Source organism: Selenomonas sp. AB3002, assembly GCF_000702545.1.
GTDB lineage: Bacteria > Bacillota > Negativicutes > Selenomonadales > Selenomonadaceae > Selenomonas_B > Selenomonas_B ruminantium_A.
Genome location: NZ_JNIO01000008.1, coordinates 1,023,294 through 1,045,865 on the forward strand (window position 1 = coordinate 1,023,294; position 22,572 = coordinate 1,045,865).

The following is a 22,572-nucleotide window of genomic DNA, read 5'->3' on the forward strand; positions in this document are numbered from 1 at the left end:
ATTAGAACTCGGGTTCGCCAGCATCAAAAGCAATTTCGGTCTGCGGTGCAGGTGCAGGAGAGGGCTTTTCCATGACAGCTTCCACCGTTTCGCCTGGGAAATCAACAGGGGGATTTTCCACGGAATTATCAACATAATCAGCAGTACCATCTTCGCGAATTACCGCCGAATCAGCTTCAACAGCGCGCGCCAAATTTTCGCCCTGCATATCGATGGACATGATGCCATATTTCGAAATAATCAGCTTCAAAACCGTTTTCAATGCCATCGCATCGAAGTTCGTTGTCCATACGGAATTAGATTTCCCGCTACGCTTATCATAGCCGTAAGCCATGCTATATTTAGACGCATGGGCTTCTACTTCTTCGCGGCTCATATAAAGCGTTTTTTCAAACCCGTTTATCAATCTGAAATACGCAATATATCCCACGATTTTGTCGGATTTACGTTTCCCGCGAATGATTTCACCCGTGATAAAATCGACGTCCTCGATTTCACCTTCATGCACAGGCGCGGCGTTAATTGTCTTATACTGTCCTGTCCGCATTGCCAATTGAGTAAGCCCTTTCCAGCCAATCTGAAAACTTGCCTCGTTCTTGTAGGGAACAATGTACGCAAAACCTAAATTAGGGTTTATCGGGAGCTTCATTGTTGCCGCCGTCATTGCCGCGGAAATAACCGTTTTGGGGTCACACCCTGCAAGTCTATTATTACTCTTTACCAACGCCAGTAAGGACGTTAAAAACGCCGCCGCATTTTTATCCAAAACATCAGCAAAACGCTTTTTAATATTGTCGCTGTTTATCCATGTTTCGCACGCAACTACACCGTTATTAACGGTCTGCACCTGGTTGTTATAATTGCCCATCTTATTCGTCCTCCATCTTATGTGCAATTACCGCCACACTCACGCCAATCTCGCGAATAATGTCCAATATATGCACCTTAGCTTCTTCCGCCATGCAAAACACCATGACGCCTAAAAGATATATCAAGTGTCGATGTTCCCCCTCAAATTCGATTTTCGGGGGCGTTTCCTCGTCCCGCATTGTCAGTTTAATTTTAGCTAATGCCATACGGATTCCTCCTCTTTATTCATTCACGACGTTCAAATCTGCATCATCTTTGGAAACGACTAAACGGATAACCTGGTGGCGGGGCATTTCCCGCAAATCTGTTACACTTTCCGCCCTGTCCACAATGACGGGCAAATAAGTATTAAAATGCTTCGAAAGGACGTCGATAATTTCCAAACCTGCATTTATTTGCGCCGCAGTATTCGCTGATTTCCACTCGACTTTTACGCCCTTATCATTAGCTATTAAAGGCTCGCAACACTCAGCTAAACCGCCGTTAATTTGCTCTTTAAACAGCCTCCATCCGACTGTCTCGAAATGCTCCGAAACCTTCTCGGAAACGTACCGCATTTTTTCGCGGAAAAATGTTTCGCAAAGGTGGATGCCCTTGTCGTAATAATCCAGGTCGGCGGATGCCTGTTTCATTTCACTTTGCAATTCTTCAATGCGCTGGCGGGCTGATTCCTGTGCTTTATGTCGTGCAAGATATTCCTGCACTTCCGCAATTTGAGCATCAATTTCGGAGGTGTCGGGCTTCGTGTCGCCCTGCTCCGCTTTTGCCTGTTCCAGCTTTGCCGAAAGTTCTTCAAGTCGCAATTTATTTTCTTTGTATTTTTCCGAATCTTCGTAGCTAGAATTGGGTTCGGAATTTACCAGCGCGAGCTTTTTGTTTTGCACCTCGGAAAGTTCTGCCTGTTTTAGTGTAAGCCGTTCCTGAAAAGAATCTGCTTTTTCTTTCTGTGCCGCGATGTTTTCTTTCGATACTTCTTTCCCCCTGGCATTGATTTCCGCTTTACGTTCTGCCAGTTTTTCCAGCCAATTTTCCCGAAGTTGGCGCACAGTATCAACAGGTAAAACCTGCCCGCACGTGGGACAAATTTCGCTTTTCGGATTCCATTTTTCCATCTTCAATGCGTCGAAATCTGCAAGGCATTTTTCGCGCTCGGATTCCATCTTTTTTAGCTGTTCACCCGCTTCGAATGCCTGGATTGAAAGGTGATTGATTTCTTTCTGGATTTCTGTTTCCTGCGCCCGATACGATTCAAGTCGTTCTTTGGTCGTATCAACGTGCTCCCTGTAATATGATTCACGGCCTTTTTCGATAGCAGTTCTGATGCCCGCCATCGCCGCTTCAATGCCTAATATGGTGGTATTTTTCGGCTGAATCTGCATCTGTGCTTTCTGTTCTTGCAACGCTTTCAGCACATTCGGCAATTCATCGAAATCAACATTTTCGTCGGTCAATGTGCGGGATAATTCATCAATTCGGGCGGGAATTTCGTCGATTTTTTTATTTAAATCGCGCCGCTTAACCTTTGCCATCTGCAAAAATTCTTCGGGCGTATACCGCCGACTATTCACGCCAGGGACGGGCAAATACTCTTTCAACGGGGCAATTCCCGAAAGATTTAAAATCTCGTCGTCCGAAATATCCCCGCAAATGTCTACAAGGATTTTTCTGCGCTCGTCCATGGGCAAATCTTCGGCAAAATACCCTGCCAACGACAGCATCATTATGCGCTTAGAATCGCCCCCACAGATGCCCGCAACACGGGAATCATATTCCTTTTTCTTTGCGGGGATTCCGTTTATTTCGTAGGTTGTTTCGTGCCCCGAAAAGGTTGCAGTTTGCGACCCGCGTTTTTTCTTCCAAATTTCGTGAAAATCTTTGCTGAGAGAAATTTCCTCGCCATCATCTGCAACGACGGTCATAGTTGCGACATGATTTAATTTATGTGTACCCTCAGTTTTCGGGGAAAAGTCTTTTTCACCCGTAACGGAGGAATCCGCCAGCAGATTTATTATCGCATTTGCGACGGTGGTTTTCCCCGAGCCATTTCGCCCGTAAATCGTGACCTTGTTTCCGCTTAAATCCAGCTTTTTATCTTTCAAATTGCGGAAATTCGCAAGGGTTAAATATCTTATCTTCATCGCTGTGTATCTCCTCAAAATCCGCGCAATGCCATCACTTGCGCTGAAATATAAACGCCTATACTGACGCCTATTGCAATACCGAATACAATCGCAGTTCCGAACAGGGTTAAAGGCCATTTTTTGAGCAACGCCTTTATTTTGTCCACCCGCATGGTCGCCGCGTGTTCGATGCTGGTTGCCATTGTCTCACCTCCTAATCTGTCAGCAACATCATAAATTTAAGGACAACCGCCAGCCAAAGAGCATAAAAAAACGCTTTATATTCGATGCCATTTGTTCGCATTTTCCTCCCCCTTGATTTTTTGAAGTGCTATTTCTGCCCTGGTTTCGTTAAATCTTTGCACCGCCTTTTCGCTGAAATTCTCAATCGAAAAATTTATGCGGATGCCAGCAAATGTGCCCGAATAGGTTTTACTGTTTTGATAGTCCATTTTAGTCCAAAAGCGTTAATACACTTTCGCCCCATTTAATCTGGTAGCCGCCATGTCCGTGCCTAGTGAAAGGAACAGCTTCGCCGTATGATTTCCCTTTTTCGGTCAATCGCCAATCTTTACCATCTTTTTCCTGTAAGCCACAATCTGCCAGCATCCGATTTACTTCACGGGCTTTTACCCCGCCCAGCTTTACGCCTATCTCCGTAGCCGTCATATAGCTCGGGGATTCCTCTGAGGGCAGGAGCTTCCGTAGTGGGGTCATATTGATGTCATGGGATGCCTCAGTTAAATCAAGGGCGGTTGCAATCGCCAGCCCTGGTTTTACGCCAAACACTCTGGCGATTACTTCTGCCGTGTCTGCTACATCCTGAACAGCCGACGCAATTATCCCTTTCGGGGCGGTTTGTTCCTGCTGTGCTGTATATTGCCCTGTCTTGCGGATTGTCGGCAACACCTCATCAAATACCCAGGATTCAAATTTTTCGGCGGCAGGTAATTTTGAATGGGTCACAAGGCGGTACACATCCCCCTCGGGAATAACATTCATCATCTGTTCGCCGCCTTTTGTAAGGACGGGGCGTTTTACCCCTCCCTTGCAATGCAACTTCAAAGCGTGGCGCGGATACGCATAACCTAACGCAACAGCTATATCGTTCCCTACAAAATAAATTTTTCCGTCAATGTCAAGGATTCTTATTGCCCCGAAATCCGCATTGTTAAAAATCTGTACGTCGTTCATTTAATTACCCTTTCTTACTAAGAAACGTTAACGACCGTCACAAAAAAAATACACGTGGATTTTCTCATGGGGGATGCTAAGGACGCTCGCCATGGTCAGTATTTCATCGTTTTTGAATGCAATCTTTCCTGCCAATTTTTTCGCGAGCGTTACGGTAGATATCCCCACCTTTTTAGCAAATGCCTCCCTCGTGCCACATTTTTCGACAATCCTGCCGAGTAGCTTCGAATAATCAATCGTAGTGCTCATAATGTCACCTCCATTTTGTATTAAGTTATATAAACAACAGGGTTAATCATAACATGATTTTGTATTAATGTCAATAAGATATGTTAGCAATTATGCAAGAAAACTAGGTTTTTCTTTAACTTTTATTTGCTTTATGTTAATATAGTAGAAAAAGGAGGGATACGAAATGAGCACATCATCTGAATCATCACAAGCCCCCATCGCCCAAAGGCTGGCGCAAGCCATGGCCGCCCGCGACATGACCGCGGCTGAGTTATCCAGGCTAACCAACATTTCCACCGCCGCGCTAAGTCATTACCTAAATAAACGCTACAAACCAAAGCAGGACAAACTTGACGCATTAGCTAAAGCTCTACGGGTAAATCCCGCATGGCTTCGGGGTTATAACGTAGACATGGAGGCAGATTCCCCTTTGCCAGATGCTCCGCCCCCGCTCCCCCTGGACAAAATTCCATCCCGTTCTGATGTATTGACATTTCTGGAATATCAACAATTAAAATTTGATAAATTGCTGGATTTAACGAAATCCATCGAATCCGCCATTCATCACAATACTGCTTTTGCGGAAAAATATTTACGACTTACTCCGTTTAACCAGGAAATAATCAACACGACCATCGACACAATGCTAAAAACGCAACTGGCAACCAGCACCGAGGAAGATGCCCGCGCCAGCGCAAACGAAAAAGCCCGCCCTGGCACAGGCGAGCTTTACGAGGAGAGATACCCCAATGAAGAAGGAGGTTGAAACGATGAAGCTACCGAAAAAATGGATAAAGGAAATGAGAAGGCACATCGCAAGAAGGGATGCTTTTATTTTAAAACCGCAAAAAATACTTATCAAGGGGTAATAATAAAAAGCCGCCCCGAAATTCAGCCAAAACAGGGCGGCGCGTGTTGAGCAAATTAGCTTTGCCATGCTCCTTGCGACTAATTCCCGCGCAAACCATGGGTCGGAAACGCGGACGGAATCGCAAGGTTTCCGCCAGCCGTCTGGGGCTGTATAATCTGCGCCACGGTTTAACGCATTGACATTATTTTAAAGCAGGATGGCAGTATTTTACAAGGGGCAATGCAACAAAAAAGCCGCCCGCAATCCCACGGACGACAATTTTGCACTATGCCGATAACACCATCACAGAGGCAATTAATATTATACCACAGGAGGAGGATGCACGCAATGAACGCGGCAATTTACGCCAGGGTCAGCACCGACAAGCAGGCGGAGCAGGGTTATTCTCTCGGCGCACAAATTGCGGATTGTACCGCAAAAGCCCGCTCGCTCGGTGCTACGCTCGTGCAGGAATTTATAGATGATGGATATTCGGGGGCGTATCTTGACCGCCCTGCATTAACATCTATGCGTGATGCAGTTCGCGCGAAAATGTTTGATTTTGTCGTGGTCTATGATATTGATAGACTGAGCCGAAATTTAAGCCATCAGCTTTTAATAACGGACGACATAGAATCAGCAGGGGCGCAATTGCATTTCGTTAATGCAGATTATAAAGCATCGGCGGAAGGGCGTTTATTTTACGCAATCCGCGGGGCTTTTGCGGGATATGAAAGGGAAAAAATTCGGGAACGGTCAATGCGGGGCAGGGTCGCAATGTTGAAACAAGGGAAAGTTATCGAGGATTCCCATGTTTACGGATACGATTTCGACAAAGAAAATCACTGCTATATTATCAACGAATTGGAAGCCAGAAACATCCGTGAAATATTCCGCCTGTATCTCATGGGCTTCGGCGGTACATCTGCAATTGCCCGACATTTTAACGCTAATATAGACAAATTTCCCCCGCCTAACCGACGTAAATGGGCGGTATCGACCATCCATGATATACTAAAAAGGGAAATGTATACGGGCAGATTTTTTGCCCATAAAACGTATCATTTTCGGACGGGTTTAAAATCTGAAAGGCGGATTGAACGCCCGCCCGATGAATGGATTCCAATGCAATGCCCGCCGATAATTTCGGACGAGGAGCATAAAAGGGCTGTTGAACTTTTGAGCAAAAATCGCACTTTTGACCTGCATCGGAAACGCACCCCGTTTTTATTTCAAGGTCTGCTATATTGCACACAATGCGGGCGAATGCTTAACGTGAGACGCAACGGAAAAAATGTCGCATATTATATGTGCATACACAACCAAAACGACGGCAATTTTGCATCTTGCGGGTCGCGGAATTTTCAGTGCGCCCCCACGGATGCCGCACTCTGGGAATTGCTTGAATCAATCTGCCAGTCGCCCGAAGCCGTGGAAAATTATATCCGCAAGTCATTGCCGCCCCCTGCCCCTGGTGCTGGTGCAGAAGATGCCCGCCAGCAGGAACTATCCCGCATCCACCAGGAAAGGCAGTCTATTTTGCAATGGGTCGGGGACGGGCTTATAAGCCACGAAGATGCGACAGCCCGCCTAAAAGCGCTCAAGGCCGCCGAAAATCGCCTTGCAAGGGTGAATACCTGCAAACCCCTAGCGCCCGTCAGAACGGACGCTGGGGCGGTATATGAGGCCGTTCGCAATTGTCCTCCCACACCAGATGCAAAAAGGCAAATCGTTCGCCAGGTAATAGACCATATAAACATCATGCGCACGGATGCAGGGACAGGGCGCAAGCATTATCAATTCGACATCCAGATATTTTTCCGCAAGTAAAAAAGGCCACCTTTTTTCGGTGGCCTTTTTTGTAGTTGCAGTATATGCCCTGTATTCACGGGCCCCGACAAAATTACCAGCCCCGAAGGCTTTTCAATGATGCTTCGGAAAAGCTCCATGTTTTTCCCGCTGAAGCCAAGTTCATCTATATCCAGGATGCCCTTTTCCACATTCATGAAGCGCAGCACCATCAGCTCCCCATGGATGGCCGGCAGCACGGATACGCGAATATCTATCTGCCGCCCTCCGCTGGCAAAGACGATATGGCCGTCCTGGGGGCACTGATGCCTGGCTGTGTCCATGCCGGCCATCACTTTCAGGCGGGCGGTGAGGACGATTTCCAGTTCCTTGGGCAGGATGTTATCTTCAGGCTGCAAGAGGCCGTCTATCCTGTATCTGACTCTCAGCCAGTCTTCCTGCGGCTCCAGGTGAAGATCGCTGGCCCTGCGCTCAATGGCCCGTTCCAAGAGAACGTCTGCCAGTCTCACTACCGGGGAGTTTTCTCCCCCCTGCTGCTCAAGGCCCCGGCGGGCTTCTACGGCAGCACGGCTGATGAGGATTTTGAAAGCTGTCTCGTCTATGGGCATGATTGCCGCCTCCTTTTTACAAACTCAATTCTTTGCCAAAAGGACAACTCCTGCCAGAAAAGCAAAAAGAGAGGCGTGCGCCTCTCTCTGGATAAATCAGTCATTGAGTTATTGCTGGAGCATTTTCCTCAGTTCTTCCTCTGTGAGGATATCTATGCCCAATTCCTGGGCCTTGATGAGCTTGCTGCCAGCGGCCTCCCCGGCTACCAGATAGTTGGTTTTCTTCGACACGGAGCCAGTAACCTTGCCGCCGTGGGCTTCGATAAGCGCAGCGCACTCCTTGCGGCCCAGGGTGGGCAGGGTGCCGGTGATGACAAAGGTCAGGCCGGCAAGCTCGCTGCCTGCAGCTGACTGCTGCTCCTGCACGAAGTTTACCCCGGACTTTTCCATGTCTGCAAGGATGGCGCGGTTATGCTCATCCCGGAAGAAGGAGAGGATAGCCCTGGTGCTGATTTCCCCCATGTCCGGCACTGCCAGGAGCTCCTCTTCGCTGGCCTGGCTGAGCTTTGCAATGGAGCCAAAAGCAGCCATCAGGTCCCTGGCCGCCGCCCGGCCAATGCCGGAGATGCCCAGACCTGTCACCAGCCGCTGGGGATCATTCTGCTTGCTTTCCTCAATGGCAGCAAGCAGCTTGTCCGTGTTCTTCTCCTTGCCTATCAGGCCCTTGGCAATCAGCTCCTCACGGTAGTCGGACAGATGGTAGATATCTGCAATGGTACTGAGATATCCTTCCTCAATGAGCCCTCGTACTGCCGCTTCCCCAAATCCCTTGATGTCCATGGCATTCCTGCCCACAAAGTTCAGGATATGGTTCTCCAGCTGGGCAGGGCAGGAGGGATTCTGGCATTTGATATCTGCCGTATCCGCCTCCCGCACAGCTTCTGCCCCGCAGACAGGGCACTTGTCACCGATGATGAATGGCTCGGTCCCGGCAGGCCGCTTTCCCTTCACCACTTCCTTGACCTTGGGAATGATTTCCCCGGACTTGTAGACCTTCACCGTATCCCCGATGCGCACATCAAGGCTGTCAATGAAGTCCTGATTGTGCAGGGTGGCCCGCTCGACCCTGGTGCCGCATAGCTGCACCGGGTCAAAGACTGCCGTAGGGGTGATACGGCCCGTGCGGCCCACGGAAAGCTCAATGCTGCGCACCACGGTTTCCTTTTCCTCGGGGGGGTATTTATAGGCAATAGCCCAGCGGGGAACCTTGGAGGTGGCCCCCAGCTTCTCACGGTCAGCCAGATCATTGAGCTTCACCACGGCACCGTCAATGTCGTAAGGCAGGCTGCCCCGGCTGCCGCCGATGGTCTCGATAGCTGCCCAGACCTCATCTGCCGTACGGCAGACGTGGTAACCATGTATGACCTTGATGCCCTGCTTCTTCATGAAGTCATAGGCTTCCGTGTGGCTGGCAAATTCCCTGCCCTCTGCCTTCTGCAGGTTGAAGACAAACATGGATAGCTTCCGCTCTTTGGTAATGCGGCTGTCCAGCTGGCGCAGGGTGCCTGCGGCACAGTTGCGGGGATTGGCAAAGGGCTTCAAGCCCAGAAGTTCCTGGCGGTCATTCACCGCCTCAAAGGCAGCCTTTTCCATGTAGACTTCCCCACGGATTTCAAAGTAAGGCAGGCTTTCCTTCAGCTTCTGCCTGACGTCTTTGATGACCCTGGCATTGGCAGTGACGTCCTCCCCCTGCACCAGGCCGTCGCCACGGGTAATGGCTCGCACAAGTTCTCCATTCTCATAGCGCAGGGCCAGGGAAAGACCGTCTATCTTTTCCTCAACCACAAATTCAGGGCTTTCCAGTTCCCCCTGCATATTCTCCACAAAGCTGTAGATTTCTTCCTTGGAGAAAACGTCCTGCAAAGACAGCATGGGCACATCGTGCTTCACCAGCACCCCGGCGCTGCGGCGCGCCTCGCCTCCCACCATCTGGGTGGGAGAGTTCTGGGTGATAAGCTCGGGATAGGCTCCCTCCAAAGCTTTCAGGCGCAGCATCAGCTGGTCGTATTCGTAATCAGTGATTTCCGGATTATCTTCGTTATAGTAGCGGTTGTTATGGTAGCGAATCTTCTTCCGCAGGCCGGCAAGTTCTGCCTTGACGGCTTTGATATCTGCTGGTATGGCTTCTGCCATGCCGCCACCTCCTGTCTAATTAAGCTTTGGTGATGGGAGCGTACTTCTGCATCAGGCCCTTAACCCCCTGGTCCGGGAAGGCGATCTTCAACTCAACTTCCTCCCCTTCACCCTTGACGGACACCACGGTGCCGATGCCCCACTTGCCGTGACGGGCCTTGTCTCCCACCTTCCAGACCACGCTGGTATCGGGACGGATGGCAGTGCTGCCTGCAGGTGCCGTTCCCATATTGCGCTGGTTCATGGCACTCATGGCCTGCAGGGCAGACTGGGGCTGGCCGCTGCGCTGCACACCGCTGCCCATCTGCCTTGCGCTGGGCTGGAAGGTCATAAGGCCTGCACGCTGCTGGGCTCCGTAATTGTTGGCATTGGCAAAGCCGTAAGCATTCCCCCTGGGCACCAGCTTCTCCAGATACTCGTCGGGAATCTCGCTGAGGAAGCGGGAGGGCGGATAGGCGTTCTGCCTGCCGTAAATCGTGCGGCGCTGGGCATTGGTGAGATAGAGTTTCCGCTGGGCGCGGGTGATGCCCACGTAGCAGGTACGGCGCTCCTCCTCGATTTCTGCCGGCTCCATGAGGGTGCGGGAATGAGGGAACAACCCTTCCTCCATGCCCACCATGAAAACGATAGGGAACTCCAGGCCCTTGGCTGAGTGCAGGGTCATCAGGGTCACCCTGTCCTCCTCCATCTCTGCATTGTCAATGTCAGACACCAGCGCCAGCTGGGAGAGGAAATTCTCCAGATTGGGATTTTCTTCCTCTTTTTCGAAGTCCTTGGCCACGCCGATGAATTCCTTGAGGTTCTCCAGCCGTGACTCGTTCTCCGGCTTCTTCTCCTCTTCCAGTTCCTTGATGTAGCCGGACTCCTTCAGCACCTTGTCAATGAGTTCGGAAACCTTCAGGTTGGACTGCAGCCCCATGTACTTGAAGATAAAGGAGGAAAACAGCTCCAATGGCTTCTTCACCCGGGCAGTGATGCCGGGAATGGCATCTAGCAGGTCGGGACTGGAAATCACATCAAAGAGGGTCAGGCCATTATCATCAGCATAGTCGCTGAGTTTTGCTATAGAAGCAGCACCCAGCCCCCGCTTGGGCACATTGACGATGCGCATAAGGCTGACAGTATCAAGAGGATTATAAATGACACGAAGATATGCCAGGATGTCCTTGATTTCCTTGCGGTCGTAGAATTTGAGGCCCCCCACCATGGTGTAGGCGATGCCGCTCCTCATGAAGGTCTCCTCCAGCACACGGGACTGGGCATTGGTGCGGTAGAGAATGGCCATATCTCCCAGGGAGGCATTGAAAATGGTCTGCTGCTTGCGGATAGTGGTGACAATGAAGTTGGCCTCGTCACGCTCATCCATACCCTGGTACCAGGTAAGCTTCTCTCCCGTAGCGTTCTCCGTCCAGAGTTCTTTTGGCTTGCGGTTGATGTTATGCTCAATCACCGCATTGGCTGCCGCCAAGATATTCTTGGTGGAGCGGTAATTCTGCTCCAGCTTGATGGTCTTGGCCTCGGGATAGTCCTTCTCGAAGTCCATGATATTGCGGATATCCGCGCCGCGCCAACCGTAGATAGACTGGTCAGCATCACCCACCACGCAGAGATTGTGATGGGACGCCGCCAAGATCTTGGTGAGCTGGTACTGGGCGCCGTTGGTATCCTGATACTCATCCACCAGTATATACTTGAAGCGGCGCTGATACTTGATGCGTACTTCCTCATGCTGCTCCAGCAGGAGCACTGTCACCATCAGCAGGTCATCAAAGTCCAGCGCATTGTTGTTGCGAAGCTCCTGGGCGTAAATCTCGTAAACCTCAGCCACCTTCTGCTCAAAGAAGCTGCCTGCGTCCCGGGCCATGGCCTTGGGGCCTAAGAGCTGGTTCTTGGCATTGGAAATGGCATTGAGGACACTGGCAGGCGTGTACTGCTTATCGTCCAGATTGAGCTTCTTCAGGGCGTTCTTGATGACAGCCTGGCTGTCAGAAGTGTCATATATGACGAAGTTCTTCTTGTAAAGCCCAGTGGCCTCGATTTCCCGGCGCAGGAAGCGGGCGCAGAAGGAATGGAAGGTGCTGAGCCATACATCCTTGGCCGCCTCCCCTATCATCCTGTCCACGCGCTCCCGCATTTCCGTGGCAGCCTTGTTGGTGAAGGTGATTGCCAGGATGCTATAGGGTGCAGCCCCCTGGGCCAAAAGGTTTGCCACCTTGCAGGTAAGCACCTTGGTCTTGCCGGAACCTGCTCCTGCCATGATGAGGAGAGGCCCCTCCGTATGCTCGACTGCCTGCTTCTGTGCCGGGTTCAATCCGCTGAAAATATCCAATGTATCCTCCTATATTTGTTGGTCTTGCAAAATACTTCAAAACATAAATTTAAAGGCTGAAAATCGGCCCACCCAACGGGTGAGCCGATTTATATGCCTTGCTCAAATCTTCTCTTAGGAGCAGTTCCTTACTGCTTGATGCGCTTCACTGCCTCGGAAAGGGGCGGGATAATCTGCTTCTTGCGGCTCATGACCCCGGGCAGATAGATGTGGGTGCCGCTGGCATCCTTGTGGAAAGCCTCGCCAATGAGGGTCTTGGGAGAGCCTGCATAAAGGAGAGTGGTGGCTTCTTCCAGGATGTTGGTGACCATCACCAGACTCATGTCGAAGCCTTCCTTATCGCAGATATGGCCCATAGCCTCAATGAGCTGGGGTTCCAGATCCAGCACTTCCTTCTCGTCCATGACAGAAATCTGGCTGACGATGATGCGGTAGTCGCCGATGCGGAACTCCTTGAGGTCGTTCCTGGCAATCTCGGAAGGAGTCATATCGCCGATGCCGGAACCTGCCTTGAGCATTTCCAGGCCGTACTCATTGATGTCCACCCCGGCAATCTCAGCCAGCCGCTTGGCGGTCATCTTGTCATACTCAGTGCAGGTGGGAGACTTGAAGAGCACCGTGTCGGAAATAATGGCGGAAAGCAAGAGGCCGGCAATGGAAGCAGGAATGTCAATATCCCTGTGCCAATGCATATTGGCCACAATGGTGGCTGTGCAGCCCACAGGCTCTGCATGGGTGTAGATGGGCTCGCTGGTCTGGATGCCGCCCAGACGATGGTGGTCGATGATCTCCATGATCTTGGCTTCTTCGATGCCCTCTACGGCCTGGCCGCGCTCGTTGTGGTCCACCAGGATGACCCGCTCACGCTCGGAAACCATGAGACGGTCACGGCTTACCAGGCCCACGATATGGCCATTTTCCACCACGGGGTAGTTGCGGTAATTGTTCTCCTCCATGGCCCCTTTGATATCAGAGAGCAGGTCCATAGGCTTGAAGCACACGGGATTGTCGTGCATGATACGGCGGATGGGCACGCACTGGTTGATCAGGCGGGCCACTGTATAGGTGTCGTAAGGAGTGGAAAGCACGAACACATTGCGCTCCTCAGCTTCCTCGATGACATCAGCGGAAACGCGGCCATTGCCAGTGACAATCAGGCAGGAAATGCCCTGCTTCACGCAGTCGATGATGGTCTCATCGTGGCGGTCGCCAATGAGGACAATATCATGCTCCTTGATGACGCTCTTGATGGTGTTGAGGCTGCCGGCAGCAATGCGCACATTGCCCTTGATGAACTCGCCTTCCTCGCCGGACACCAGCACCTGGCTGTCCGTAGCCTGGATGATGTCGCGATAGCGCACCCGCATATTGGCCAGATTCTGCATGCCCAGTTCCTGGAAGTAGCGCTGAGCCAGGTCGCTGACGGTGACGATGCCCACCAGCACCCCTTTGCTGTCGGTGACCGGCACGGACTTCAAATCATGCTCCCGCATGACCTCACCCAGATGGCGCAGGGTATCATGCTGCTTCACTACGATCTTGCAGTCGATGGTGATATCCTTGACCCGGGGATAAAGGTCGGTGAGCAAAAGGGGCTCCTCCACATGGAAATGCTCCAGGGCGTACTTGGTCTCTGCATTGATCTTGCCAGCACGGGCAGCCACTACGTTCTCCCCCAGTGCCTGCTTGAGATGTGCATAACCGATAGCCGAGCAGATGGAATCCGTATCCGGATTGCGATGCCCGATGGTATAAATTGGTTTCGTGCTCTTCATGAAAAAAAAATCCTCCTCTTGTCTGATGCCGTCAACAGCCCCGACTCTTATAGTATGTATACATTATAACGCTAGAATGCCCATCTTGTCGACAGATAAAATGGGTTTGTATGTGTCAATGATATCTCGGTAAATCAGACCAGCGATTTGATTTGACAACTCCGGCTTAAAGTATTAAAGTATAGCCAGACAATCACATACACGGGAGCTCGCAGACGGGCTGAGAGGAAACTATGCGTTTCGACCGCACCTGATTTGGATAATGCCAACGTAGGGAAGCAGGAATAGCGATATTTCAAGGGACTATCCAACTTTAGCCGGATAGTCCCTTTTCGTTTGCCCTTTCCCTCCCCAACACAAGGAGGAATCACCATGCAAAATTGTCAGATGACACAATCACCCAAACGGACCTCACTTTGGGCCAACGGCCTGATTTGGTTCGGCGCTGCCCTTTCCATTGCCGAGATACAGACCGGCACCTTCCTGGCCCCTCTGGGCTTCGGCCAGGGGATGCTGGCGATTTTCATGGGGCATCTCATAGGCTGCGCCCTGCTCTTTGGGGCAGGCGTCATAGGCGGCAAAGTTAGGAAAAGTTCCATGGAAGCTGCCAAGATGACCTTTGGCAGCAGGGGCGCCCTGCTCTTTGCAGGGCTCAATATCCTGCAGCTTTTGGGCTGGACGGGCATCATGATCTATGAAGGGGCTCTGGCTGCCGGGGGACTTTTAGGAGCAGGCCACGAGCTTTGGTGCCTGCTGATAGGCCTGCTCATCATCCTGTGGCTGGCCATTGGCCTGGAGAATCTGAGCAGGCTGAACGCCCTGGCCATGGCGGCCCTGCTGCTGCTCACCCTGCTGCTCAGCAGCAATCTCGCCAGCATCAGCGGGGCTGCCCCCCTGCCTGCTGAAGCCATGAGCTTCGGCCTGGCCCTGGAGCTTTCCATTGCCATGCCCCTTTCCTGGCTGCCCCTTATCAGCGATTACACCCGCAAGGCCCAAAAGCCTGTCAGGGCAGCGGCAGTGAGCACCATCGTCTACGGTCTGGTGAGCTCCTGGATGTACCTCATGGGCCTGGGGGCCGCCCTGACTTTCGGGGAGGCGGATATCGCCCAAATCATGCTGAAGTCCGGGCTGGGGCTGGCGGGCCTTGCCATCATCCTCTTTTCCACTGTCACTACCACTTACCTGGATGCCTACTCCGCAGGAGTATCCGGCGAAGCCCTGTCCCCAAAAGTAAAGGGAAAAGCCCTGGCCATAGCCGTCACCCTGCTGGGCACAGGGGGAGCAGTCTTCCTGCCCCTGCTGGATTTCACGGACTTCCTCTACTTCATCGGCTCAGTCTTTGCCCCCATGATTGCCGTACAGCTGGTCAATCATCTCATGGCTTCCCGCAACTATGAGACAAGTCTTTTCTGCTGGTCCAATCTGCTGGTGTGGCTGGCCGGTTTCCTCCTCTACCGCTTCCTGATGGAAACCGACCTGCCCATAGGCAGCACCCTGCCGGACATGCTGTTCACCATGTGCCTCAGCGCTGCTGCCATTGTCCTGAGCAACAGGCACAGGGAAAAAGAGGAGCCTGCTGCTCTGTGAGGGAATATCCTTCAATGTGAGATTGAAGCTCCTGGCTGAAGGAGCAAACAAATGCGCTAAAAAATCACCTTGCCTCGGCAAGGTGATTTTTCTTTCTCATATTTGTCAAAGCCCGTTAGGCTGCTTGGCGCATTTCATTCTTTTCAAATGCACCTGCCCCTGGTTCCGTGCTTTGGATCAGGCAGCCATTTGTGAAGGCCTTCATTGCCTTGACAACGTCATCACTTCTTATGCTTGAAGGCAGCCATGCCTGCGTAGACAGCACTTTCCCCCAGTTCTTCCTCTATGCGCAGCAGCTGGTTGTATTTGGCCACCCTCTCAGAGCGTGAGGGGGCTCCTGTCTTGATCTGATCCGTATTGAGGGCCACTGCCAGGTCTGCGATGGTGGTATCCTCCGTCTCACCGCTGCGATGGGAGACTATGGCCGTGTAACCTGCCTGGTGGGCCATCTTGATGGCTTCCAGCGTCTCGGAAAGGGTGCCTATCTGATTCAGCTTGATGAGTATAGAGTTGCCGCTGCCGCCTTCAATGCCTTTCTTCAGCCGCTTGGTGTTGGTGACAAACAGGTCATCTCCCACCAGCTGCACCTTGTCGCCCAGATCCCTGGTCATCTGCTGCCAGCCTTCCCAGTCCTCCTCATCCAAACCGTCCTCGATGGAGTAGATGGGATACTTCTCCACCAGGGATTTCCAGTGGGCAATCAGCTCGGCAGAGGTGAATTCCCTGCCGGACTTGGGCTGCTTGTAATGTCCCTTGCCCTTTTCGCTTTTCCATTCAGAGCTTGCGGCATCCATGGCCAGGACAAAGTCCTTCCCGGGCTCGTAGCCTGCTTCGCGTATGGCCTGCAGGATGTGCTCGATGGTGTCCTCATCAGAAGAAAGGTCAGGGGCAAAGCCACCTTCATCGCCAACGGAAGTAGCCTTGCCCTCTTTTTTCAGCAGGGACTGCAGGGCGTGGAAAACCTCCGTGGACCACCTGAGGCCCTCCCGGAAGGTAGGCGCTCCCGCAGGCATGATCATGAACTCCTGGGTATCCACTGAATTTGTGGCATGGACGCCGCCATTGAGGATATTCATCATGGGCACAGGCAGATGGTTGCCGGCAAGGCCTCCCAGGAAGCGATACAGTGGGATATCCTGGGCGGCGGCAGCTGCTTTGGCTGCGGCCAGGGATACTGCCAGAATGGCATTAGCTCCCAGGTTTGACTTATCCTCTGTGCCATCCAGAGCCAGCATGGCGGCATCCACGCCGTAGATATCCGAAGCATCAAGGCCTGCCACAGCCGGAGCAATCTTCTCATTGATGTTCGCCACCGCCTGGGACACGCCCTTGCCGCCGTATCTATCCTTGTCACCATCTCTGAGCTCCAAAGCCTCGAACTCGCCAGTGGAAGCACCGCTGGGAGCTGCCGCTCTGCCCACTGAGCCGTCTGCCAGGGTGACCTCAGCCTCTACTGTAGGATTGCCACGGGAATCAATGATTTCCCGGCCAATGACCTGCATGATCTGTAAATAATCTTTCATGGACTTTGCCTCCTCTCAATCATGATATTATTATAGCCCAGGTTAAATGATATTGCAAGTCATTATCATTTAACCTGGGCTTTCACGGACACGCCGTGGATTTATGCCATTCGCACCGTTTTTCCAAAATGAGGCTGCTGCGCGTTCATTATGGTGCAGTAGCCTCATCGATACTGTCGTCAGTTGGTGATGCCGGGGCGGGTCATCTGCTCGGGGGACATGATATGGTTGAGCTTCTCCTCCGGGAGGATGCCCTTTTCCAGGATGATCTCCCTGATGGGGCGGCCTGTGTTGTAGGCTTCCTTGGCCAGCATGGCGGACTGCTCGTAGCCGATGTGGGGAAGGAGCGCCGTCACCACACCTACGCTGTTGTCCACCCACTTCTGGCACTGCTCCCTGTTCGGCTCCATGCCCTGGAGGAGCTTGTCCACGAAGGTGCGGCAGCCGGCGGCGATGTAGTTCATGGAGCTGAAGAGATTGTAGGCCATGATGGGCTCCATGACATTCAGCTCCAGCTGGCCGTTCTCCACACCCAGGGTCACGGCCAGATCGTTGCCGATGACCTGGTAGCAGGCCTGATCCAGCACCTCGGCGATGACGGGATTCACCTTGCCGGGCATGATGGAGGAGCCGGGCTGGCGCTTGGGCAGGCTGATCTCGGCAAGGCCGCAGCGGGGGCCGGAAGCCATGAGACGGAAGTCATTGGCCATCTTGATGAGCACCAGGGCCGTGTTCTTCAGGGCAGAAGACACATCCACGAAGCCATCGGTATTGTTGGTGGCATCAATGATATTGGTGGAAGTCTCGAAGTTCTCCCCGGTGATCTCCCGCAGCTTCCTGGCCACGGCCTTGATATAGGCAGGCTCGGCGTTCAGCCCCGTGCCTACTGCCGTGCCCCCCATATTGATGAGGCGGATGCTGTCGATGGCCCACTCCACCCGGCGGATGCTGCGGCGGATGGCGGAGGCGTAGGAGCCCATTTCCTGGCCCAGGGTGATGGGCACTGCATCCTGCAGGTGGGTGCGGCCCATCTTCAGCACGTCCTTGTACTCCTCGGCCTTCTGTTCCAAAGCGGAGGCCAGGTAATCAAGGGCAGAGGTGACCTTGTGGCTCTTGTAGGTGAGGCAGACCTTGATGGCCGTGGGCAGGGAATCGTTGGTAGACTGGGCCATGTTGGCGTGGTTGTTGGGGGAGATGATGTCATAGCGCCCCTTCGCCTCGCCGATGATTTCCAGGGCCCTGTTGCAGAGCACCTCGTTCATATTCATATTGATGGAAGTGCCGGCGCCGCCCTGGATGGGGTCCACCGGGAACTGATCCATAAACTCGCCGTCGATGATTTCCTCGGCGGCCTGCACCAGGGCATTGCCGATTTTCCTGTCCAGACGTCCGGTTTCCATATTGGCCTGGGCAGCTGCCTTCTTCACCTTGGCCATGGACTTGATGAAGTCCTCGTCCAGCTTCCTGCCGGTGATGCTGAAATTCTCGATGGCCCGCATGGTCTGCACGCCGTAATATACCTCATCGGGAACTTCCAGTTCGCCTAAGAAATCATGCTCTTTCCTCATTTTTATTTCCTCCCTATTCTGAAGAAAATTATTCTTCGTTGTAGACATATTATCATTGCACCAGGGAGAAGTCAATGGAAAAATGAAGAAATTTCTTCATGGAGCCTGTTTATGAAATTTTTTTGCTTGAATTGAATAAAATTATTCACTATAATTGATTATTAAAGGAAACCTCATCATCAGGAAAGGAGCATCCCATGCAAAAAAACGACGACGTCCTGGTCAGGATAGGAGAGCGCAGGGAAAGCCTCTCTGCCAAGCAGCAGAAGCTGGCTGATTTCATCCTGGCAAATTACAAGACGGCAGCCTTCCAGAACTCCACCAAGCTGGCCCGTATGGCGGGGGTGAGCGGCTCCACAGTGATACGCTTTGCCGAGGAGCTGGGCTACGACGGCTTCCCGGGGCTCCAATCAGCGCTGCACCGCATCCTGCAGCGGGAGATCAACACGGTGGATATGTTCCTTTCCGCGGACGAGGCCGGTGAGAACGGAACGGAGGAGAAACAGGGGAAGAAAGGTGGCTTTTTCCAGCCCTGCATAGATTCTCTGCACAAGGCAGAAAAGTCCATTGACGAAGCGCAGGTGCTGCAAGCGGCGGAACTTCTTTCCCGGGCCAGGAACGTATATATAGTAGGCTTCCAGGCCTCCGCTTTCCTGGCGGAGTATATGTCCTATTTCCTTTCCCGCATCAGGCGCAACGTATTCCGCATCAGCGGCTGGGGCAACTCCCTCTTTCCCCTGCTGCCCGAGGAAGGGTGGTCGGAGGACGCGGCCCTCATCTTCACCTTTCCCCGCTTCCCCGCCATGTCCTATGCCCTGGCCCAGTTCTTCCACGAGAAAGGCGTCCCCCTGGTCTGCGTCACCTCCATTCCCGCCAACAGGATCACGGAGCTGTCCGAGATTTCCATAGGCGTGGATATAGAGTACCGCACTTACGTGGACCACATGACCCCCGCCCTTTACGTGGCGGAAGCCATCGCCAAAAAGGTAGCCAAGCTCTCCCCCGAGACCTCCGTGAGACAGTTGGAGCTTTTTGAAAGCTTCACCAAAGGGACCCATATCTTCACCTCGTGAAAGCAAAGGGATGTGCATGAGTGTAATTCCACTTATGCACATCCCCTTTTTTTATGCAGTTTACAATATTACGTGAATCCCACTTTGCTAATTATTGAGCTTCCCAAAAGCTTATCCTACTCCCCTATTCCTTCTAAGCCCCCCTTTTTCCTGCCATAGAACAGTAAAATCCCCCACCAAAACGTGCAGCAGGCGAGAGATATAGACATGATGGTAGCCGAAATGGCTGTTCCGATTATTATTATCACATTTGTTCAATACAGTCTCCTTTTGGAGTCTTGTCAATAGTATCAGCCCAGCCTGCTTTAGGATGCTGGCAGTTATTGTAAACTGCATACTGAAGAATAGTTGACAATAAGCACTGAGAGGAGTATCGTGTATATCGTATAGTCAACCAAAGTATTAAATCTAGTTAACGAGGAGACAAGAAAATGAAGCATCTTACTGTTCGTGAAATCGTTTTATGCGGCCTGTTCATCGCCCTTATCACCGTTGGCACCTTTATCCGCATTCCGGTGGGTACGGATGTCTATACCCTGCAATTCATGTTCACCCTGCTGGCAGGGCTGGTGCTTGGTGCCCGTTTGGGAGCTATTGCTGTAGGCGCTTATGTATTACTGGGAGTTTTGGGCGTCCCCGTCTTTGCCTCAGGTTGCGGCCCCGCTTATGTGCTCCAGCCAACTTTTGGCTACCTGCTGGCCTTTATCATGCAGGCCTGGTTTTGTGGATCCTATATCCGCCGTTCCCATAATATTTCCTTCCGCAGTCTGCTGGCGGCGAATACAGGCGGCATGGCCATCGTCTATCTGTTTGGCATCACCTGGTTCTATCTGGTATCTAATTTTGTGATAGATGCGCCTATTCCCCTTTGGACAGCCATTCTCTACTGCGGCATCCTGCAAGCTGTACCAGATTACCTTCTTTGCCTGGCTGCGGCAGCCATTGGCCTGCGCTGCTGGCAAAGCGGTGTCTGGGTAGAGGAAACGAAAAATGAAATCTCTCACAAGGAGATATGCGCATGAGCCGGAATCTTTTCGTCACGGCCACAGGGACAGAGATTGGCAAGACCTATGTGGCGGGGCTTATTGCCAAGACTCTTCAGGAAGCCGGCCTGAAGGCTGCCTATTACAAGGCGGCCATGAGCGGCAACCAGCGCCGCCCGGATGGAACTCTTATACCTGGCGATGCCCTGTTTGTCAAGGAATTCGCCCATCTTTCCCAGAGCCTTGAAAGCATGTGTCCCTACGTCTACGAACACGCCGTATCCCCCCACCTGGCCTCCCGCCTGGAAGGGCATCCCGTCTCCATGGAGGTGGTGGAAAAGTCCTTTCAAAAGGTCAGTTGTGAATACGATTATGTGGTGGTGGAAGGCAGCGGCGGCATCACCTGCCCTCTTGGCTATGATGAGGAACCCATACAGCTGGAAGATATTGTCCGCCGTCTTGCCCTGCCCAGCGTGATGGTGGCTGACGCAGGACTTGGCACCATCAATGGGGTAGTGCTGACTTGCGAATACATGAAGCAGAAGGAGCTGCCCTTGGAAGGCATCATCTTCAACAACTTCCATGCAGGTGATGTGATGGAGGAGGACAACCGGCGCATGTGCGAGGAAATGACAGGCCTGCCAGTGCTTGCCTGCGTCGCCCGGGGAGACAGGGCGCTGCCCGGCCTTGAGGCAGAAAAACTTGCAGCGCTTTTCGACTGACTGAATATATACGAGGTACATACTCATGAAAATAATCAACCTTTCCGCTTTGGCAAAAGAAATAATTGAGGGCGCAAGACTGAAGCCTGAGGACGACCTTTCCCTGCTGCTGGAGGCTCACCTGGAGGAGCTTCAGGCCGCAGCCGGTGAAGTGCAGGTAGCCTTCTGCGGCAATCATGTGGATCTGTGCACCATCCTGAACGGACGCAGCGGCAGGTGCAGCGAGGATTGCAAATACTGCGCCCAGGCTGCCTGCCACCATACAGGCATTGAGGAATATGCTTTTTTGCCAACGGAGAAAATCTTAGAAAATGCCCGGGCCAACCAAAGGGCCGGGGTGAACCGCTTTGCCATCGTCACCTCCGGCAGAGCCTTGCAGGGCAAAGAGTTCGATCTGGCCATTGCGGCTTATGAAAAAATGAGGGACACCCTTTCTATTGATCTCTGCGCCTCCCATGGCATCATCGGCAGGGAGCAGTTCCGCCGTCTGAGGAAAGCCGGCGTCACCAGCTACCATCATAATATCGAAACCTCCCGCCGCTTCTTCCCCCATATCTGCACTACCCACACCTACGAAGACCGCATCAGGACTATCAGGATTGCCCAGGAGGAAGGGCTTTGCGTCTGCTCCGGCGGCATCATCGGCATGGGGGAAAACTGGCAGGACAGGCTGGACATGGCCTTTGAACTGCAGGCCCTGGGCATCGAGTCCATTCCCATCAACGCCCTGATGCCCATCCCGGGCACGCCCCTGGCAGAGCAGCAGCCCCTTGCCGGCGAGGAAATCCTGCGCACCATTGCCATCTTCCGCCTTATCAATCCCACTGCCAATATCCGCCTGGCCGCAGGCAGGAAACTCCTGCCTGAAAATGGCGCCACGGCTTTCCTGCACGGAGCCTCAGCTTCCATCACAGGCAATATGCTGACCACCTCTGGCACCACCATCAAAGAGGACAGGGAAATGCTGAGGCGCCTGGGGCTGACCAATGATGTGCAAATGGACCAGGTATCATAGATTTTCAACTAAAAAGCAGCTCATAGTTCAGGTGTTATCCCGGCCTATGGGCTGCTTTTTCACACACGCCAATATTTCCATCAGGCTGCCTGCCGCAGCAGGTCCTGGATAATGGTCTTCATAGAAATCGTCCTTTCAAAGTTTCAAAGTTGTTTCATTATCAAAGTTTCCTGCATCCGGAT

General features: G+C 52.4%; 19 protein-coding genes and 1 riboswitch. Of the genes, 7 read left to right on the forward strand and 12 right to left on the reverse strand.

Annotated elements, in window-relative coordinates:
* Nucleotide 1: 1 nt before the first annotated feature.
* The 6 genes from P159_RS0112825 to P159_RS0112855 all read right to left on the reverse strand — a co-directional run bounded on the left by P159_RS0112825 (nt 2) and on the right by P159_RS0112855 (nt 4,433).
* Nucleotides 2–868, reverse strand: coding sequence for a recombinase RecT (locus P159_RS0112825; RefSeq protein WP_051650351.1), 867 nt, complete (start codon nt 866–868; stop codon nt 2–4).
* Nucleotide 869: 1 nt separating this feature from the next.
* The gene (locus P159_RS0112830) at nt 870–1,076 is read right to left on the reverse strand and encodes a hypothetical protein (protein WP_029544613.1); all 207 of its coding nucleotides are present in this window, start codon (nt 1,074–1,076) and stop codon (nt 870–872) included.
* A gap of 15 nt (nt 1,077–1,091) precedes the next feature.
* On the reverse strand, nt 1,092–3,008 hold the full coding sequence (locus tag P159_RS0112835; RefSeq protein ID WP_029544614.1) for an AAA family ATPase: 1,917 nt from the start codon (nt 3,006–3,008) through the stop codon (nt 1,092–1,094).
* Between the two features lie 14 nt (nt 3,009–3,022).
* Nucleotides 3,023–3,193, reverse strand: coding sequence for a hypothetical protein (locus P159_RS20720; RefSeq protein WP_185753736.1), 171 nt, complete (start codon nt 3,191–3,193; stop codon nt 3,023–3,025).
* 250 nt (nt 3,194–3,443) lie between these two features.
* A complete protein-coding gene (locus tag P159_RS0112850) occupies nt 3,444–4,184 on the reverse strand; it encodes a BRO family protein (protein WP_051650352.1) in 741 nt (246 codons plus the stop codon).
* 27 nt (nt 4,185–4,211) lie between these two features.
* Nucleotides 4,212–4,433, reverse strand: a complete 222-nt coding sequence (locus P159_RS0112855) for a DUF739 family protein (RefSeq protein WP_029544618.1) — start codon at nt 4,431–4,433, stop codon at nt 4,212–4,214.
* A gap of 166 nt (nt 4,434–4,599) precedes the next feature.
* Here P159_RS0112855 and P159_RS19555 point away from each other — a divergent pair, with 166 nt between their 5' ends.
* Nucleotides 4,600–5,181 carry a helix-turn-helix transcriptional regulator gene (locus tag P159_RS19555; protein ID WP_051650353.1) on the forward strand — a complete coding sequence of 194 codons (582 nt, stop codon included), beginning with the start codon at nt 4,600–4,602 and terminating at the stop codon, nt 5,179–5,181.
* 432 nt (nt 5,182–5,613) lie between these two features.
* Nucleotides 5,614–7,095, forward strand: coding sequence for a recombinase family protein (locus P159_RS0112870; protein WP_051650137.1), 1,482 nt, complete (start codon nt 5,614–5,616; stop codon nt 7,093–7,095).
* On the opposite strand, the gene P159_RS0112875 is transcribed toward P159_RS0112870, so the two are convergent.
* The 4 genes from P159_RS0112875 to P159_RS0112890 all read right to left on the reverse strand — a co-directional run bounded on the left by P159_RS0112875 (nt 7,062) and on the right by P159_RS0112890 (nt 13,919).
* The gene (locus P159_RS0112875) at nt 7,062–7,682 is read right to left on the reverse strand and encodes an ATPase, T2SS/T4P/T4SS family (RefSeq protein ID WP_051650354.1); all 621 of its coding nucleotides are present in this window, start codon (nt 7,680–7,682) and stop codon (nt 7,062–7,064) included. The two genes, P159_RS0112870 and P159_RS0112875, sit on opposite strands and share 34 nt — an antisense overlap.
* A 108-nt stretch (nt 7,683–7,790) precedes the next feature.
* Nucleotides 7,791–9,815, reverse strand: coding sequence for an NAD-dependent DNA ligase LigA (gene ligA / locus P159_RS0112880; RefSeq protein WP_029544623.1), 2,025 nt, complete (start codon nt 9,813–9,815; stop codon nt 7,791–7,793).
* A 19-nt stretch (nt 9,816–9,834) separates the two neighbouring features.
* Nucleotides 9,835–12,144, reverse strand: a complete 2,310-nt coding sequence (gene pcrA, locus P159_RS0112885) for a DNA helicase PcrA (RefSeq protein WP_029544625.1) — start codon at nt 12,142–12,144, stop codon at nt 9,835–9,837.
* Between the two features lie 128 nt (nt 12,145–12,272).
* Nucleotides 12,273–13,919 carry a putative manganese-dependent inorganic diphosphatase gene (locus P159_RS0112890; protein WP_029544627.1) on the reverse strand — a complete coding sequence of 549 codons (1,647 nt, stop codon included), beginning with the start codon at nt 13,917–13,919 and terminating at the stop codon, nt 12,273–12,275.
* Between the two features lie 191 nt (nt 13,920–14,110).
* Nucleotides 14,111–14,214, forward strand: a riboswitch (TPP riboswitch).
* Between the two features lie 77 nt (nt 14,215–14,291).
* Here P159_RS0112890 and cytX point away from each other — a divergent pair.
* Entirely contained in the window at nt 14,292–15,506 is a 1,215-nt protein-coding gene (gene cytX / locus P159_RS0112895; protein ID WP_318253579.1) for a putative hydroxymethylpyrimidine transporter CytX, read from the forward strand.
* Nucleotides 15,507–15,727: 221 nt separating this feature from the next.
* Here cytX and eno read toward each other — a convergent pair whose 3' ends face one another.
* Together eno and P159_RS0112910 are read right to left on the reverse strand one after the other, a co-directional pair.
* Nucleotides 15,728–17,029: a phosphopyruvate hydratase gene (eno, locus tag P159_RS0112905; RefSeq protein WP_029544631.1), complete on the reverse strand. Its 1,302-nt coding sequence runs from the start codon at nt 17,027–17,029 to the stop codon at nt 15,728–15,730.
* A gap of 179 nt (nt 17,030–17,208) precedes the next feature.
* Complete coding sequence (locus P159_RS0112910; protein ID WP_029544633.1) at nt 17,209–18,597, reverse strand: aspartate ammonia-lyase; 1,389 nt, start codon at nt 18,595–18,597, stop codon at nt 17,209–17,211.
* 197 nt (nt 18,598–18,794) lie between these two features.
* On the opposite strand from P159_RS0112910, the gene P159_RS0112915 reads away from it, so the two are divergent.
* From P159_RS0112915 to bioB, 4 genes are all read left to right on the forward strand, one after another.
* On the forward strand, nt 18,795–19,670 hold the full coding sequence (locus P159_RS0112915; RefSeq protein WP_029544635.1) for a MurR/RpiR family transcriptional regulator: 876 nt from the start codon (nt 18,795–18,797) through the stop codon (nt 19,668–19,670).
* Nucleotides 19,671–20,101: 431 nt separating this feature from the next.
* Nucleotides 20,102–20,692, forward strand: a complete 591-nt coding sequence (locus P159_RS0112920) for a biotin transporter BioY (protein WP_037377056.1) — start codon at nt 20,102–20,104, stop codon at nt 20,690–20,692.
* Complete coding sequence (bioD, locus tag P159_RS0112925; RefSeq protein WP_029544638.1) at nt 20,689–21,375, forward strand: dethiobiotin synthase; 687 nt, start codon at nt 20,689–20,691, stop codon at nt 21,373–21,375. Before P159_RS0112920 ends, bioD begins: the two co-directional genes overlap by 4 nt.
* Nucleotides 21,376–21,400: 25 nt before the next feature.
* Nucleotides 21,401–22,390 carry a biotin synthase BioB gene (gene bioB, locus P159_RS0112930; protein ID WP_029544640.1) on the forward strand — a complete coding sequence of 330 codons (990 nt, stop codon included), beginning with the start codon at nt 21,401–21,403 and terminating at the stop codon, nt 22,388–22,390.
* The last annotated feature ends 182 nt before the right edge of the window (nt 22,391–22,572 follow it).